At 60.3% G+C, this 16,240-nt stretch carries 11 protein-coding genes; 3 read left to right on the forward strand and 8 right to left on the reverse strand.

The genetic code is table 11. From position 1 onward, the window contains the following. Nucleotides 1–4: 4 nt before the first annotated feature. Together dtd and ACLIIZ_RS00730 are read right to left on the reverse strand one after the other, a co-directional pair. Nucleotides 5–457, reverse strand: coding sequence for a D-aminoacyl-tRNA deacylase (gene dtd, locus ACLIIZ_RS00725; RefSeq protein WP_416690242.1), 453 nt, complete (start codon nucleotides 455–457; stop codon nucleotides 5–7). A 2-nt stretch (nucleotides 458–459) separates the two neighbouring features. Continuing rightward, a complete protein-coding gene (locus tag ACLIIZ_RS00730) occupies nucleotides 460–897 on the reverse strand; it encodes an HIT family protein (RefSeq protein WP_416690688.1) in 438 nt (145 codons plus the stop codon). A gap of 105 nt (nucleotides 898–1,002) precedes the next feature. Between ACLIIZ_RS00730 and ACLIIZ_RS00735 the strand changes: the two genes are divergently transcribed. Further along, nucleotides 1,003–2,004, forward strand: coding sequence for an asparaginase (locus ACLIIZ_RS00735; protein ID WP_416690244.1), 1,002 nt, complete (start codon nucleotides 1,003–1,005; stop codon nucleotides 2,002–2,004). Nucleotides 2,005–2,245: 241 nt separating this feature from the next. Then, entirely contained in the window at nucleotides 2,246–3,592 is a 1,347-nt protein-coding gene (locus ACLIIZ_RS00740; protein ID WP_416690246.1) for a Fic family protein, read from the forward strand. 129 nt (nucleotides 3,593–3,721) lie between these two features. Here ACLIIZ_RS00740 and ACLIIZ_RS00745 read toward each other — a convergent pair whose 3' ends face one another. Then, on the reverse strand, nucleotides 3,722–6,817 hold the full coding sequence (locus ACLIIZ_RS00745) for a type I restriction endonuclease subunit R (protein ID WP_416690248.1): 3,096 nt from the start codon (nucleotides 6,815–6,817) through the stop codon (nucleotides 3,722–3,724). 7 nt (nucleotides 6,818–6,824) lie between these two features. Then, entirely contained in the window at nucleotides 6,825–8,048 is a 1,224-nt protein-coding gene (locus ACLIIZ_RS00750; protein ID WP_416690250.1) for a restriction endonuclease subunit S, read from the reverse strand. Nucleotides 8,049–8,091: 43 nt separating this feature from the next. Here ACLIIZ_RS00750 and ACLIIZ_RS00755 point away from each other — a divergent pair. Continuing rightward, nucleotides 8,092–8,852, forward strand: a protein-coding gene (locus ACLIIZ_RS00755; RefSeq protein ID WP_416690251.1) for an IS5 family transposase whose coding sequence is annotated in 2 segments (ribosomal slippage) — nucleotides 8,092–8,419 and nucleotides 8,419–8,852 — 762 coding nt in all. Because the reading frame shifts where the segments join, the coding sequence is not laid out codon by codon here. 149 nt (nucleotides 8,853–9,001) lie between these two features. On the opposite strand, the gene ACLIIZ_RS00760 is transcribed toward ACLIIZ_RS00755, so the two are convergent. The 4 genes from ACLIIZ_RS00760 to dnaN all read right to left on the reverse strand — a co-directional run bounded on the left by ACLIIZ_RS00760 (nucleotide 9,002) and on the right by dnaN (nucleotide 16,108). Beyond that, nucleotides 9,002–10,024, reverse strand: a complete 1,023-nt coding sequence (locus ACLIIZ_RS00760) for a virulence RhuM family protein (RefSeq protein ID WP_416690253.1) — start codon at nucleotides 10,022–10,024, stop codon at nucleotides 9,002–9,004. Further along, nucleotides 10,021–12,312, reverse strand: a complete 2,292-nt coding sequence (locus tag ACLIIZ_RS00765) for a type I restriction-modification system subunit M (RefSeq protein WP_416690254.1) — start codon at nucleotides 12,310–12,312, stop codon at nucleotides 10,021–10,023. Before ACLIIZ_RS00765 ends, ACLIIZ_RS00760 begins: the two co-directional genes overlap by 4 nt. Nucleotides 12,313–12,452: 140 nt before the next feature. Further along, nucleotides 12,453–14,927 carry a DNA topoisomerase (ATP-hydrolyzing) subunit B gene (gene gyrB / locus ACLIIZ_RS00770; RefSeq protein ID WP_416690256.1) on the reverse strand — a complete coding sequence of 825 codons (2,475 nt, stop codon included), beginning with the start codon at nucleotides 14,925–14,927 and terminating at the stop codon, nucleotides 12,453–12,455. Nucleotides 14,928–15,001: 74 nt separating this feature from the next. After that, entirely contained in the window at nucleotides 15,002–16,108 is a 1,107-nt protein-coding gene (gene dnaN / locus ACLIIZ_RS00775; protein WP_416690258.1) for a DNA polymerase III subunit beta, read from the reverse strand. Nucleotides 16,109–16,240: the final 132 nt, after the last annotated feature.

Consider the following 16,240-nt stretch of genomic DNA (forward strand, 5'->3'; position numbering starts at 1 on the left):
CCGGCTATTCAGGCAGCCGCGAATCGATGGCCAGCGTCACCGGCCCGTCGTTGACCAGCGCCACTTCCATGTCGGCGCCGAAAACGCCGGTCGGCACCGGCTTGCCCAGCGCCGCCGCCAGTTGATCGACGAAGGCGGCGAACAGCGGCCCGGACACGTCGCCGCGCGCCGCCCGCCCCCAGGACGGCCGGTTGCCCTTTTTCACCGACGCGTAGAGCGTGAATTGCGACACCGCCAGAATCTCGCCGCCAGCCTCGACGACGCTGCGGTTCATCACTCCCTCAGCATCCGCAAACAAGCGCAGGCGGACCAGCTTGCCCGCCATCCAGGCGAGGTCGGCCGGCGTGTCGCCTTCCTCAAAACCAGCCAGGACCAGCAGGCCGCCGCCGATCTCCCCGGTCACCGCACCGTCGACGCTCACCGCCGCCGACTTCACCCGTTGCACGACGACCCGCATGCTCAGGCCGCCAGCGCCTGGCGCAACTGCGCCGCGTAGGCTTCGAGCACTTCGCGCGGCGGGTCCTTGCGCGGCCAGAGCAGACCGACGCCGTCGTCGGCGTGGCGCGGCACGACGTGGATGTGGAAATGGCCGACGGTCTGTCCGCCCGCCTCGCCGTTGCATTGCAGCAGCGTCAGCCCGGCCGGCGCGAAGGCGGTCTGCGCTGCTTGCGCCACCCGATGCGCGGTACGCATCGCCGCCGCCGCCTCGTCCGGCGTCAGGTCAAGCAGGGTCGCCGCGTGGCGCTTCACCGCCACCAGCGTATGCCCCGGATTGAGCTGTCCGAGGTCGAGGAAAGCGATCGTCTGCGCATCCTCGAACACCACGGACGCCGGAATCTCGCCGGCGATCAGGCGGCAGAAGATGCACTGACCGGCGGGTGAAGTATCGACGAACATCGGCACGGCAAACTCCTCGCGGCAAAAGCCGGCATTGTATGCGAGAGGCTGGCGCGCGCCGGCGATAGCGGCTAACTTAACAGCAACGCCCCGCCCGGAAATCCCATGCCATCCCCCACCCGCATCCTGATCCTGCACACCGGCGGCACCATCGGCATGGCCGCCGCCGCCGACGGCTACCGGCCACTCGCCGGCTTCCCGGAGCGCCTGCGGCAACGCCTGACCGACGCCGCGGCCGACTACGACATCGTCGAACTGCCGCCGATCGACAGCGCCGACCTGCGCCCCGGCCACTGGCCGTCCATCGCCGACGCCCTGCTCGCGCACTGGGACAGCCACGCCGGCTTCGTCGTCCTGCACGGGACCGACACCATGGCCTGGAGCGCCTCGGCGCTCTCCTTCATGCTGCGCGGCTGCGCCAAGCCGGTGGTCCTCACCGGCGCCCAGATCCCGCTCGACGCAGCGGGCAGCGACGCCCTCGCCAACGTCCGCGGCGCACTGCATTTCGCCGCCAGCCCGGCGCTGCGCGAAGTGAGCATCTACTTCGGCGGGCGCCTGCTGCGCGGCAACCGCAGCCGCAAGCTTGACGCCACCCGCCTCGCCGCCTTCGACTCGCCCAATTACCCGCCGCTCGGCGCGGGCGGCGCCGGCTTCGTCCTCCATCACGACCGTCTGCTCGCCGCCGGCGAGCGCCGCTACAACGTTCCCAGCTACGACGACCAGGCGGTCGCCGTCCTCACCCTGCATCCGGGCTTTCCCGCCGCACTGGTCGATGCGCTGAGCGCCAACCCGCGACTGCGCGGCATCGTCCTCCAGACCTACGGTGTCGGCAACGCGCCGCAGGGCGACCGGGCCTTGATGGCCGCGCTCGAACACGCCGCCGCCCGCGGCATCGTCCTGCTCAACGTCACGCAGTGCCTGCACGGCGGCGTCAGCCAGGAAACCTACGCCACCGGCAGCGCCCTCGCCCGCCTCGGCGTCGTTGCCGGCGGCGACCTGACGCTGGAGGCCGCCTTCGCCAAGCTGCATCTGCTGCTCGCCGCGACCAACGACGCGGCAGCGGTGCGGCGCGAAATGGGCGAAACCTGGTGCGGCGAGATGTCCTGACAAGCGCCCCGTTTCACATGAAACCGGAAAGCTGACACGCCAAAGCAAACGACTTCATGGACTTCCGCGATCTCGGCCAAAGCTCAAACACGATGGCACGACCAAGACAAGACGCGCTTAACCATTTGCTTGCCGACTCCGGGTCTACCAACAACTACTAATAAGCCAACAAATTAGTAGACCTTGCGAGGCGCCAGTCCCATACTAATCTCTACTAATTGACGAATAATTTAGTAGACAAATGGGAAAACCCGCCACCGCCCCCGACTTCGCCCAGCTAATACAAGGCCTCAGCCCAGACGCCTATCCCTGGGTCACGGCCAACATCAATCCGCTGATCGGCGGTCGCTACCTGCACTGGGACGAGTTACGTTACCGGCCAGCGCCGGACAACGCCAGCAAGGAAGCCTGGTGGGCCTCCATCCAGCTCGGCCGGGCCGCCCTGCTGCAGGAGTTGCCGCTGTTCGACAAGGCCGGCAGAGCTTTCCGCTTCGCCACCCCGGCGCCGGTCCTCATCGCCCTGCATCACATCGACCGCGACGCCGCCGGCCTGATCCACTCGCCGGCCGGCGCGCCGATCCGCGAAGAACCCCAGCGCTACCTGATCAACTCGCTGATCGAGGAAGCCATCACCTCCAGCCAGCTCGAAGGCGCCTCGACCACCCGCCAAGTCGCCGCCGCCATGCTCAAGAGCGGCCGCAGGCCGCGCGACCACAGCGAGAAGATGATCTTCAACAACTACCGCGCCATGGAACACCTGCGCGAGATCAAGAACGATGCGCTGACCCCCGCCCTCATCCTGGAACTGCATCGCATCCTCAGCGAAGACACCCTGGACGACCCCGCCGACGCCGGACGCCTGCGTCAGACCGACGACATCCGCGTGGTCGACCCGCGCGACGGCACCATCCTCCACGAACCGCCCGCCCACGCAGAACTGCCGCAACGCCTGCAGCGGCTGTGCGACTTCGCCAACGCCGACGAAAACGCCTCGCCCTTCGTCCATCCCGTGCTGCGCGCCATCCTGCTCCACTTCATGATCGGCTACGACCACCCCTTCGTCGACGGCAACGGCCGCACCGCCCGCGCCCTCTTCTACTGGTCGATCGCCCGCAGCGGCTACTGGCTGATGGAATACACCTCGATCAGCCACATCATCCGCCGCGCTCCGGCCAAGTACATGCGCGCCTACCTGCACAGCGAATCGGACAACAACGACAGCACCTATTTCCTGCTCCACCAGCTCACCACCATCCGCCAGGCCATCGCCGCGCTGCACGAATACCTGGATCGCAAGAGCCGCGAACAGAAGGAAACCGAAAAACTGCTCGCCGCCTCGGTCAGCCTGCGCAGCCGCTTCAACCACCGGCAGACCGCCCTGCTCAACCACGCCCTGCGCAACAGCGGCACCGAATACCGCGTCGACGCCCACCAGCGCTCGCACAACGTCGTCTACCAGACCGCCCGCAGCGACCTGCTGAGCCTCCACGAACTGGGGCTGCTGATCAAGACGAAACAGGGGAATGCCTACGTTTTCTATGCGCCGGAGAATCTGCGCGAGCTGCTGGCGGAGCTGGCGAAGGAATAGGCACTACCAATATCCAGCCGTTAACACGGCTTGGGTTTTCCGCAGTTCAAGCCCGCCGCCCACGCCGCAACATCTTGCCGCCAATTTCGGCAAACTCAGGCCACTCTGAGTGCCACCGAAGGCCAAAGCTCAAATCCGAGGCCGGTCCGGCCCCCCGCTGCCCTGCAATGCGCCATACACCTTGTGCAACAGGTGCTCCATCGCCAACCGGCGAAACTCGCCATCGCTCATCAGCTTGCCGAAGATATCCTCGTTGCCGTCCATCCGGTCAATCACCAGCCCTTCAAAGGCCTTCTCGAAGACATAGCGGAAATCCTCCTTCGAATTTGAAGCCGCCGCCTTGCGCAAGACCTCGCACTCGATAGCTTCTTCCTGGATCTGGTCGAAGAACAACTGGTCGGCCTGCGTGAAATCGGTCCCGAAACGCTCGTTGAGAATATCGATCAGCTCGGATAAACGGATCGTCTCGTCCTGCTGCCCGGTGCCAACATCGCCGGGGCCTTTCAGCGGTCGGCCGTCGCCCACGTTCAGGTCGATCTGGCCCTCGCTGATCTTCTGCAAGCGGTAGTACTGCAGTTCGACCTCGTCCTCCAGATGCGCCGGGCCAGAACCCTCGCGCTTGGGCAACTTGGTCAGCAAGAAACGCAGATAGGTATAGAGCAATTCCAGATCGCTGTCCTGGTAGGGAATCACCTGCGAGAGAAAGCCATAGAGATTGCGGAAACTCACCAGCAGCGCCTTGATCTTGTCACGCGCTTCCTCGTCCCTCTCCTTGAACCGATCCACCGCCTGATCGAGGATGCCGTTCATGGCCGCATGGTCATGAACCGTCTCCTTGCGTCGCGGCTTGAAATACACCGCGCCAAAGGCTTTGACCTCCTCTTCGAAGATCAGGCCAAGCTCCTCGATCTGGTGATAAAGCCGATACAGGTGCTGGGCATCGGTCAGCGGCTCGGTCGGCGTGTCCTCGTAATACGGCTTGAACGCCTTGAAGATTTCTTCCGGCTTGTTCCGGAAATCGAGGATGAAGGTATCTTCCTTGCCGGCACAGGTCCGGTTCAGGCGCGACAAGGTCTGCACCGCCTGCAAGCCGGTCAGCTTGCGGTCCACGTACATCGTGTGCAGCAAAGGCTGGTCGAAGCCCGTCTGGTACTTCTCCGCCACCAGCAACACCTGGTATTCGTTGCTGTCGAAGCGCCCCGGCAACTCGGTTTCCTTGATGCCGCCGTTCATGCCGACTTCCGTCCACGTCTTGCCCGGTGCCTCCGGGTCTTCCACCACGCCGGAAAACGCCACCAGGGTTTTCACGTCGGTATAGCCCTTCTCGGCGATGTAGCGGTCAAAGGTCTGCTTGTAGCGCACCGCATGCAGGCGGCCATCCGTCACCACCATCGCCTTGGCCCGCCCGCCGATCTTGTGGCGCACATGGGTACGGAAATGCTCGACCATCACCTCGGTCTTGGTGCGCAGATTCACCTCATGAAAAGTCAGCGTCCGCGCCAGCGCCCTCGCCGCCTTCTTGCGCTCGACATGCGGATCATCGTCACCCACCTGCACCAGTCGGAAATAGGCTTCGTAGGTCACGTAATGCTTCAGCACATCGAGGATGAAACGTTCCTCGATGGCCTGCCGCATCGTGTACAGGTGAAACGGCGCCTCGCCGTTCGGCCCCGGTTCGTCGAAAACCTTCTTCGTCTTGTATTTCGGGGTTGCCGTGAAAGCGAAAAAGCTCAGGTTGGGCTGCTTGCCGCGTTTCATCATCTCGCGCACCACGCCGGCCATCTGGTCCGCTTCATCGTCCTCGTCGGCGCCTTGCTCAAGCACGTAGCGGGCCGCTTCTTCCCGCACGCCATGCGCGTTGAGCACGCCTTTCAACTCCATCGCGCTTTCGCCCGACTGCGAGCTGTGCGCCTCATCGACTATTACCGCAAAGCGCTTGCCCTGGGTCGAAATCGCCAGCCCCTCCTGTAACTCGGGCGGCAGTTCATCGCGCAGCTTGTCCAGCGCTTCGGCAATGAAGGGGAACTTCTGCAGGGTCGTGATGATGATCGGCGTCCCCGAAGCCAGCGCCTGCACCAGCTGCCGCGTGTCCTCGTCGATCTTCTGCACCACGCCCTGTTTGTGCTCGAACTGGTAAATCGTGTTCTGCAACTGCTGATCCAGCACGCGCCGATCCGTCACCACGATCGCAGAATCGAAGACCTTTCTATCCTCTGCGTCATGCAGGCTCGACAAGCGATGCGCCAGCCAGGCAATCGAATTCGACTTGCCCGACCCCGCCGAGTGCTGCACCAGATAGTTCCGCCCCGGCCCGTAAGTTTGCGCATGCGCGACCAGCCGCCGCACAGCATCCAGCTGGTGATAGCGCGGGAAGATCATCGTTTCCTTGCTGATCTTCTTGATCCCTTCATCGCTGAGGATGCGCTTTTCCTCCACCTGCAAATGCATGAAGCGGCCAAAAATGTCGAGCAGGCTGTCACGCTGCCACACCTCGCGCCACAGATACGCCGTGCGGTAACCGCCATCGGCGGCCGGCGGATTGCCGGCATGGCCGTGGTTGCCCAGGTTGAAGGGCAGAAAATACGTCTTGTCGCCGGAAAGCCGCGTCGCCATGAAGACCTGGTCCTGATCCACAGCAAAATGCACCAATGCCCGCTTCTTGAACTCGAAGATCAGTTCGCGCGCATCGCGATCCTTCTTGTACTGCTTCTTGGCATCCTCCACCGTCTGGCCGGAAAGCGGATTTTTCAACTCCGCCGTCACCAACGGCAAACCGTTCAGGAACAAGACCAGATCGAGGCTCCTGGCATGCGTTTCGCCATAGAAAAGCTGCCGGGTTACGGTCAACCGGTTCTTTTCGACCAAATCCAGCGTCTCCGGATTCATCCGGTTGTTCGGCGCAAACACCGCCACGCGCAGCTTCTTGCCGTAACACTTGAAGCCCTGACGCAAGACCTTGAGCATGCCCTTGGTGTCCAGCTCCTTGACCAGATGATCGAGCACCACCTTGCCCGTCTCGGCGCCATGAATCGCGTTCAGGCTCTGCCACGGCTTGGGTTGCGTCACCGTGATGAACTCCAGCACCAGCACCGGGTCCAGCGCCCGCAGCCGGTCGTAACGATCTCTGGCCGGGCCTTCGCGGTAATCGACGAAGCTATAACCGCCCACTGAACACAACTGATCGACGATGGCATCTTCCAGGCGGGCTTCGGTGTGCTTTTTCATGGCGGACTCAGGCTTGGGCGGGAATCTCAACGTTGCGGACGTCGATCTGGCCGGTCGTGGCAGCGGTGATCAGGGCGGTGCGGTATTCGGTGAGGCGGGCAATAGCAGACTCACTTTGTTGCAATAGCAAATCAAGTTTTTCGGTTTCAAACTTGATACGCCGACAGATCTGCCTCTGCTCATCAATTGGCGGCAACGGCACAACAAGGTTCTTAAGCGTACCTTGTCCTATGTTTTGCATCGAACCACTCGCCCCGGTTGCTTCTCTCTCGTACTGATAACGCGCAGTAGGCGTTCGAAGATAGAAAGTCAGAAACTCCCCATCAACATCGGAAACAGTGCGAAGCCGAAATAGCTTGTCGCATAGCAGCAGCTTGGCACGCACATCTTCAGGAACAATTGCCGCACTGCCAAGCAACTCCTTCGTATTTGCGCGGCTCACGAGAATGTCCTTTGGCTGAAGTTCGTACTCAGCTAAGGGCACCAAATCTAAAGGGAGCGCCTTGTTTTCCAGTGGATCAAATCGATCCCCATTGACGCACCCAACCTTCATGACACCCCAGGCTTCGTCTTCTGCTGGTTGGTTATCACATTGCGGCGACCAACCCTGTTCAATCTTCTCTGTGGCAAATCTGAGGCGCTTTATATCCCAATGCTTCGGCACTTCACCCAGCCAAGGAATATGGGTGTCTTTAAGCAGTGCAGAGGGATCAAGCCCCTTGGTCACGGCTTGGGTAATCACCGCCAGCCGCTTTTCCTTCAGCTTCTCGATCAAGGCCTGTTTCTTGGCAATCAGCGCGTCGATCTGGCCTGTTTTCCAGTCGAGAAAGGCGGCGATTTGTTCCTGTTCGTCAAGCGGTGGAATTGGAACGCGAATTCGCTTCAACTCTTCCTGATTCAAATTTGGTTGCCCACCGCCAGAAGATAATGAGATCAGGATTGGACGCCGCATCCAGAGCCAGAAATAAAAGAATCTCGGATGAAATTTTTCAGGCTGCGCGTAAACACAGCATGCTTGGTTAACTGAAGCCGATTTGCCAAGCATCCCAAGGCGTCCAATCGTCGCTCCGTACATCGCAATGACCACTGAATCGATTGGATATTGTTTCAGCGCAGAATGGTCAGCCAAGGCCTCATTTGTCACTTTGATTGCGGTATCGAAAACATAGGTTTCGCGCAATTCAGACGTAGTCACCCAAAGCGTTTCGCCACCGTAATAGGGGCTGTTCACATTTGCGGAATTGTGTTTACATCCTGTCTTTTGGATACAAGACATGGATCGCCGAATGCTCACCGATGACCAGTGGTCACGCATAGCGGATTTTCTGCCTGGGAAGTCCACAGACAGAGGACGCACGGCAGCGGATAACCGTTTGTTCGTGGAGTCGGTACTCTACATCGCTCGAACAGGCTGCCCTTGGCGGGACATGCCAAAGGAGTTTGGCAACTGGCACACGGCCTATGTTCGATTCGCCCGCTGGGAGACCAAGGGCGTTTGGGATCAAATAGCTGCTGCGCTTCAAAGAGATGCCGATCTTGAAGAGTTGTTTATCGATGCGACGATTGTTCGTGCCCATCAGCACGCGGCCGGGGCGCGAAAAAAAACGGTGCGCATCAGGACCAAGCCATTGGGCGAAGCCGCGGCGGGCTGACGACCAAGATTCACGCTTGCGTGGATGCACTGGGTAATCCGATCCGTCTGATCCTGACCGCAGGACAAGTGGCTGATATCACGCAAGGCGCGGCATTAATTGAGCGGATCGACGCCGGTGCGGTGATAGCGGACAAGGGCTACGACAGCGACGCCTTGGTTCAGATCATTGAAGAAACAGGCGCCCAAGCCATCATTCCGCCACGGAGCAACCGCAAAACGCCTCGCACCGTCGATTGGCATCGCTATAAAGCACGAAATCTGGTTGAGCGTTTTTTCTGCCGCCTCAAGCAATTCCGCCGACTGGCAACTCGCTATGAAAAACTGGCTACGCGCTTCAACGCATTCTTGCAACTTGCCTGCGCTTACATCTGGCTAATGTGAACACGCCCAGGAGCTATTGTCGCTTTTAGGCGTGGTCCCGCTTCCGATTTGTCCAAAGCCATGACTGGCTTTCCACTCTTCCCAATGAGCCGGGATATCGTCAATCAAGTCCGTCTTTGCGGTTTTGTATTTCTCGTATGGCAAATACCTCACTTGCCCTTCCCCTTCGCCTGCTTCTCCAACGACTCCAGCATCCGCAAATCCTCGGCATCCGCCGCCAGCGCCTCGGCACTACGCCGCCGCGTATCGAAGACCTCGTAGCGTTCGTGGGCGATGCCCTTCATCTGTTCGGCACTGATTCGGCCGGCGCCTTGCAGCACCGGGCGTTCGTTGAACTCAAGCAGGCGATCGACGTTCTGACGCCAGTAATCGAGGGTCAGTTGCTTGCGTTCCTTGACGCGCAGTTCGGCCTGTTCGAGAAAGATGACGACCAGGCGATTGAGCGTGTCCACTTCGTCAGCCGTCAGGTAGTTCTTGGCGACGATGACATCCTGCTTGCGCACCCGGCTGCCGCTCCAGGTGGTCAGCGCCATGTTCGGGGCGTCCGGATTGCTGCGGTCGACGACGATCTGGGCGGCAGTTTTGCGGGTGACGGCGTAGAGCAGCTTGTTCTGTACTTCGGCAAAGAACTGCTGGGCGGCGCTTTCGTTGGCCTGGTAGTCGTCGCTCAGGGCGAAGAGATCGCGCACCTTCTGGTAGAAACGCTTTTCGGAAGCGCGTATGTCGCGGATGCGCGCCAGCAGTTCGTCAAAGTAGTCCCAGCCACCAGGATTCTTGAGGCGTTCGTCGTCCATGACGAAACCCTTGACGATGAATTCCTTGAGCTGGGTATTGGCCCAGCGCCGGAACTGGGTGCCGCGCACGGATTTGACCCGCATGCCGACGGCGATGATGGCTTCCAGCGCGTAGTGCGTGACATCGTAGGCTTTGCCATCGGCGGCAGTTGTCCGGAAATTCCGGACAACTGAATTCTCTGGCAATTCGCCTTCTTCAAAGATGTTTTGCAAGTGCTCGCTGATGGTTTGCTTGGAGCGCTGAAACAGCTCGCCCATCTGCATTTGCGATAGCCAGATGGTGCCGTCGACCAGCTGGCACTGGATGCGGCTCTGGCCGTCCTCGGTCTGATAGAGAACGAATTCGCCGCCGGGCTTGGCGTCGATGCCGCTACTCATGCGGTCACCGCCTTGAGCATGGCCATGATTTCTCCTTCGAGTTGCTCGATATCCGCCTCGATGGCTTCCAGCGGGCGCGGTGGCTCGTATTCGTAGAAATGGCGGTTGAAGGGAATTTCGTAGCCGACCTTGATCTTGCTGTGCTCGATCCAGGCGTCGGGACGGTAGGGCAGGACTTCGGCTTCGAGATAGGCCTGGCAGTGCGCCTTTACCCGCTTCAGCAAGGGTTCGACATCGACCTTGCCTTTGTTCTTCTTGCTTTCGTAATCGAGCGGCAGCGGCAGTTCGATGTCTTCCGGCAAGGGCACGTTTTCGGTGTCGCGCAAGTCGGCATCGGGTTCGGGATTGCCCTTTTTATCGCGGCAGATTTCGGCAGTAGGGTCTTTTTCGCCCAGTGCTCCCGGCGCGAGCAAGGCGGCTTTCAGGGGCAGGTCGAGGGTCAGATCGGCAGCCTGGAAGGCTTCACTCAGTTGCGCCTCGAATACCTTGCGGTCCTTGATCGGTTCGCCACTGGCAAAGGCGGCCTTCATGGCATGCAGCACGGCCAGGATGGCGGCCTGGGCGGCTTTGCCTTCAAGAATTTCTGCTTCGATTCTGGCCTTGTTCTTGCGCTTGAGCGAAATGGCTAGCGATTCGAAAAAACTGCCTTGCTGAAAGCGCGTGATGCGTTCGTCGGTCACTGCAAAATTGAGGCGCAGCGGGCGTTCGACGGTGATTTTCAGATAGCCGAACTCGCGGTTGTCGAAGATTTTGCTGACGAACAGTGACTTTGTCTGGTCACGCTTGGGGTCGATGTTGGTCTGAATCTCGGCCAGCGTCATCCGGACATCGTGCTGGAATTCGCCATAGAGCCGCGTGATCTGGGCAATGTGGTCGGGCGAGCCATCGGGTTGGCTGTTGGTGCCGTCGGTGCCGTCACCCAGCCGTTTGCGCTTGTCGCCCAGGCTTTTCTTCATCTTGCGGGCGAATTCGGTGGCGTTGATGAGTTGAACCTTGCCTGCCCGTTGCGGGCGCTTGCGGTTGGTGACGATCCACACGTAGGTGGAGATACCGGTGTTGTAGAAGAGCTGGTCGGGCAGGCCGATGACCGCTTCGAGCATGTCGTTTTCGATGATCCAGCGACGGATGTTGCTCTCGCCGCTGCCGGCGTCGCCGGTAAACAAGGGCGAACCGTTGAAGACAACGGCGATGCGCGAGCCATCCCCGCCTTTTTCAGGCGCCGGCCGCATCTTGGAAATCATGTGCAGTAGAAAGAGCAGCGCGCCATCGTTGATGCGCGGCAGACCGGGACCGAATCGACCCTTGAAGCCGAATTCGTTGTGCTCGCGCGTCACGTTGTCCTTTTCCGGCTTCCATTCCACACCAAAGGGCGGATTGGCCAGCATGTAATGGAAACGCTCGTCCGGATGGCCGTCGCCATCGACGAATCCTTCCTTGCTCTTGCCGGTGCCCAGGGTATTGCCGAAGACGATGTTCTTGACCTCTTCGCCCTTGATCATCAGGTCGGAGCCGCAAATGGCGTAGGACTCGGGGTTGTATTCCTGGCCGAAGAGTTGCAGGTTGGCGCCCGGATTGAGGCCGGTTTCGGGGTGGAGAATCAGTTTGTCGGATTCGGACAGCATGCCGCCGGTGCCGCAGGTTGGGTCGTAAATCTTGATGACCTTGCCTTCCCGGTACACCAGATCGTCATGGGTGAACAGGATGCTGACCATCAGCTTGATGACTTCGCGCGGCGTGAAATGGTCGCCAGCCTCTTCATTGGCTTGTTCGTTGAAACGCCGGACCAGATCTTCGAACAGGTAGCCCATTTCGATGTTCGTGATGCGATCCGGGTGCAGGTCGATGGCTGCAATCTGCTTGACCACCTCAAACAAGCGATTGGCTTCGTCCAGCTTCTCGATTTCTTCATCGAATTTGAACTTCTCGATGATTTTCCGCGCCCGCGCCGAAAAACCGGCGATGTAGTTGTTCAGGTTGGCCGCCAATTTATCGGCATCACCCAGCAGGTTCTGGAAGGTAAATTCACTGGTGTTGTGGAAACTGAGCTTGAAGCGATGATTGATCATCGTCTCGATGGTTTCGGCGTCGTACTTGCCATCGGCCTTAAGCTTGCGGTGATAGTCGATCACCTGCTCCTTGCTGCTCTCCAGCACGCAATCGAGACGGCGAAGCACGGTCAGCGGAATCATTACCCGGCGATACTGGGGCGGACGGTAGGGACCACGCAAAAGATTGGCGATGTTCCAGATCACATCGCCTTGTTGTTTGAGCGCTTCGTAGTTTTTCATCGAATGTTTTTTTCCCGAAACATCAGGTCGCACAAGCAGGCGTGCGTAAAAATGAAAATGGTATTCCAAAAAACAGAAAGAGGCTTGGTTAGCCTCTTTCTTGGGTTTGTCGCGCTTTTTGCGTGATCAGGAAAAACCGATCAGATATCAATCCTCGCATTCAGCGCATTGGTTTCAATGAATTCACGCCGCGGTTCGACGTTTTCCCCCATCAGCGTGGTGAAGATCTCGTCGGCGGCAATTGCGTCGTCGATCTGCACACGCAGCAGGCGGCGGACCTTGGGGTCCATCGTGGTTTCCCAGAGTTGTTCCGGGTTCATTTCGCCAAGACCTTTGTAGCGCTGCTTGGCGATGCCGCGTTCGACTTCGTTGAGCAGCCACTTCATGGCGTCGCCGAAGTTGGCGGCGACGTGTTTCTTCTCGCCGCGGGCCATGAAGCCGCCGTTACCGAAGAGGTCGGCGAGGGTTTCGGCGGTGCGCTTGAGTTGCATGAAGTCGCCGGAAAGCAGCAGGTCTTCGTCGATCAGGCCGACCTTGAGGTTGCCGTGGTGCATGCGCTCGACGCGCAGGATCCAGCGTTCCTGGATGTCGTCGAACTTGGGCACCATGCGGGTGCCGGCGGGGATGCGGGCGGCGATCAGTTCGGCGCTGGCGCGGGCCTTTTCCTCGCTGGAGAGATCGACGGCAATGTTGTGGCGGACGATGGCCTGCAGGACTTCCGGATTCACCAGGTGGGCGAGGCGTTCGATGATGGCTTCGGTGGCCAGCCAGGAACGGGCCAGGCCTTCCAGGGCCGGGCCGCTGATCGGCGTGCCGGCGGTCGGCTGAAGCACCGCTTCATCCAGCGCCATGTTGAGCAGGAACTGGTTGTATTCGAGGTCGTCCTTCAGGTAGCGCTCGGTCTTGCCGTGCTTGACCTTGTACAGCGGCGGCTGGGCGATGTAGACGTAGCCGCGCTCGATCAGCTCAGGCATCTGGCGGTAGAGCAGCGTCAGCAGCAGGGTGCGGATGTGGGCGCCGTCGACGTCCGCGTCGGTCATGATGATGACGCGGTGGTATCTGAGCTTCTCGACGTTGAAGTCGTCCTTGCCGATGCCGGTGCCGAGCGCGGTGATCAGGGTGACGATCTGCTCGGACGAAATCAGCTTGTCGAAGCGCGCCTTCTCGACGTTGAGCACCTTGCCGCGCAGCGGCAGGATCGCCTGGAACTTGCGGTCGCGGCCCTGCTTGGCGGAGCCGCCGGCGGAGTCGCCCTCGACGATGTAGATTTCGCACTGCGCCGGGTCTTTTTCCTGGCAGTCGGCGAGCTTGCCGGGCAGGCCGACGCCGTCGAGCACACCTTTACGACGGGTCATTTCGCGGGCGCGGCGGGCGGCTTCACGGGCGCGCGAGGCTTCGACGATCTTGCCGCAGATGGTCTTGGCGTCGATCGGGTTTTCCAGCAGGAAGTCGGCCAGCTTCTGGGCAACGACTTCCTCGACCGCCGGTCGCGCCTCGCTGGAGACCAGCTTCATCTTGGTCTGCGAGGCGAACTTGGGATCGGGCATCTTCACCGAGAGTACGCAGGCCAGACCTTCGCGCATGTCGTCGCCGGCAATCTCGACCTTGGCCTTCTTGGCGATCTCGTTTTCGTCGATGTACTTGTTGATGACCCGGGTCATCGCCGCGCGCAGGCCGGTCAGGTGGGTGCCGCCGTCGGACTGCGGAATATTGTTGGTGAAGCAGAGCACCTGTTCCTGGTAGGAATCGTTCCACTGCATCGCCACTTCGACGCCGATCGTGACGCCGTCGCCGCCGACCTTGGCTTCGCCGGTCGAGTAGAAGATTTTCGGATGCAGGACGCTCTTGCTGCGGTTGATGTATTCGACGAAGCTCTGTACGCCGCCGGCAAAGGCGAACAGTTCGTCCTTGCCGGAACGCTGGTCGACCAGGCGGATGCTGACACCGTTGTTGAGGAAGGACAGCTCGCGCAGACGCTTGGCGAGGATTTCGTAGTGGAATTCGACGTGGCCGAAGATTTCCTCGTCGGCCAGGAAGTGCACTTCGGTGCCCCGCTTTTCGGTATCGCCGAGGATTTTCAGCGGCGAAACCTCGAAGCCGTCGCGCTGTTCGAGGACGCGGTCGATCGGCACACCGCGGTTGAATTCGATGAAATGTTTCTTGCCGTCGCGCCGGATGGTCAGGCGCAGCCACTTGGACAGCGCATTGACGCAGGAGACGCCGACGCCGTGCAGGCCGCCCGAGACCTTGTACGAGTTCTGGTTGAACTTGCCGCCGGCGTGCAGCTCGGTCAGCGCGATTTCGGCGGCCGAACGCTTGGGCTCGTGCTTGTCGTCCATCTTGACGCCGGTCGGGATGCCGCGGCCGTTGTCGATGACCGAAATCGAGTTGTCGGTGTGGATGGTGACGATGATGTCGTCGCAATGCCCGGCCAGGGCTTCGTCGATCGAGTTGTCGACGACTTCGAAGACCAGGTGGTGCAGGCCGGTGCCATCGGAGGTATCGCCGATGTACATGCCCGGGCGCTTGCGCACGGCCTCCAGGCCTTCGAGGATCTGGATGCTGGATTCGCCGTAAGCCGGCGAGGCGCTTTGCGGGACGTTCTCTTCACTCATTGTTCTGGGTTCCACATGAAACGATGCCGGCCTGCCGGAGGGGCAGGCCGGTTGATGCAAAAAGTTCTGGCGCGTCAGATACGCATCGGCATGACCACGTACTTGAAGCGGTCGTTACCGGGGACGCTGATCAGGGCGCTGGAGTTGGCGTCGTTGAAGCTCCACTGGATTTCTTCGGCATGCACGTTGTTCAGCACGTCGAGCAGGTAACCCACGTTGAAGCCGACATCGATGGCGTCACCGGCGTACTGTACCTCGATTTCTTCCTGGGCTTCTTCCTGTTCGGCATTGGCGGCGATCAGACGCAGGCTGTTTTCGCCGAGAACGACGCGCACGCCGCGGAATTTCTCGTTGGTCAGGATGGCGGCACGCTGCATCGCCTGGACCAGCAACTGCCGCGACACGCTCATGTGATTGCGCAGGCTGGGCGGGATCACCCGTTCGTAGTCCGGGAACTTGCCGTCGATCAGCTTGGAGACGAGGACGATGTTGCCGAAGGAGAAACGGACCTGGCTGGGCGCCAGCGAGATGTTCAGCGCGTCGTCGGTATCGACCAGCAAGCGGTTCAGTTCGAGCACCGTCTTGCGCGGCAGGATCATTTCCTGACGCGGTAGTTCGGTTTCCAGCTCGACGCTGGCGAAGGCCAGGCGGTGGCCGTCGGTGGCGACGGCGCGCAGCTCGCGGCCATCGACCTGAAGCAGCAGGCCGTTCAGGTAGTAGCGCACATCCTGCGCTGCCATCGCGTACTGGGTCTTCGCCAGCAACTGGCGGAAGGCCTTCTGCGACAGCGAGAAATGCCGGGTTTCGCCTTCGCTCAGCGTCATCCGCGGGAAATCGTCGGCCGGCAGGGTCTGCAGGTTGAAGCGGCTCTTGCCGCCCTTGACCTGCAGGCGCTTGTCTTCGAGATTGACGGTGATCTCGGTGCTGTCCGGCAGTGAGCGCAGGATGTCCTGCAGCTTGCGGGCGCCGACGGTAACCGCGCCATCGCCGTCGCCGCCTTCGCAAATGGCGGTGGTGGTGATCTGGATTTCGATATCCGTAGCCAGCAGGGTCAGCTGATTACCCTTCTTTTCCAGCAGAACATTGGAAAGGATGGGCAGCGTGTGACGACGTTCGACAATACCCGAGACCGACTGCAACGGAGCCAGAAGCGTGTCTCTTTGGCTTTTTATAAGAACCATAAATTAAATTCCTTTGTTTACGATATCAGGAACAGTTCTGTGGATAACTTAAAAACATCGTTTTTATTCAGCAACCTGCAGAAAAAATTCAGGTCTTGGAAAGCCTCTGGATTGGCTGTGGATGAAATCCGG

It is taken from the genome of Azonexus caeni (assembly GCF_048146105.1).
Lineage (GTDB): Bacteria > Pseudomonadota > Gammaproteobacteria > Burkholderiales > Rhodocyclaceae > Azonexus > Azonexus aromaticus_B.

Bases quoted from the DNA above. Each gene is read 5' to 3' on its own strand.
- ACLIIZ_RS00735 (WP_416690244.1), top strand. From the start codon at position 1,003: ATGCCATCCCCCACCCGCATCCTGATCCTGCACACCGGCGGCACCATC.
- ACLIIZ_RS00730 (WP_416690688.1), bottom strand. From the start codon at position 897: ATGTTCGTCGATACTTCACCCGCCGGTCAGTGCATCTTCTGCCGCCTG.
- ACLIIZ_RS00760 (WP_416690253.1), bottom strand. From the start codon at position 10,024: ATGAGTAGCGGCATCGACGCCAAGCCCGGCGGCGAATTCGTTCTCTAT.
- ACLIIZ_RS00740 (WP_416690246.1), top strand. From the start codon at position 2,246: ATGGGAAAACCCGCCACCGCCCCCGACTTCGCCCAGCTAATACAAGGC.
- dtd (WP_416690242.1), bottom strand. From the start codon at position 457: ATGCGGGTCGTCGTGCAACGGGTGAAGTCGGCGGCGGTGAGCGTCGAC.
- dnaN (WP_416690258.1), bottom strand. From the start codon at position 16,108: ATGGTTCTTATAAAAAGCCAAAGAGACACGCTTCTGGCTCCGTTGCAG.
- gyrB (WP_416690256.1), bottom strand. From the start codon at position 14,927: ATGAGTGAAGAGAACGTCCCGCAAAGCGCCTCGCCGGCTTACGGCGAA.
- ACLIIZ_RS00765 (WP_416690254.1), bottom strand. From the start codon at position 12,312: ATGAAAAACTACGAAGCGCTCAAACAACAAGGCGATGTGATCTGGAAC.
- ACLIIZ_RS00745 (WP_416690248.1), bottom strand. From the start codon at position 6,817: ATGAAAAAGCACACCGAAGCCCGCCTGGAAGATGCCATCGTCGATCAG.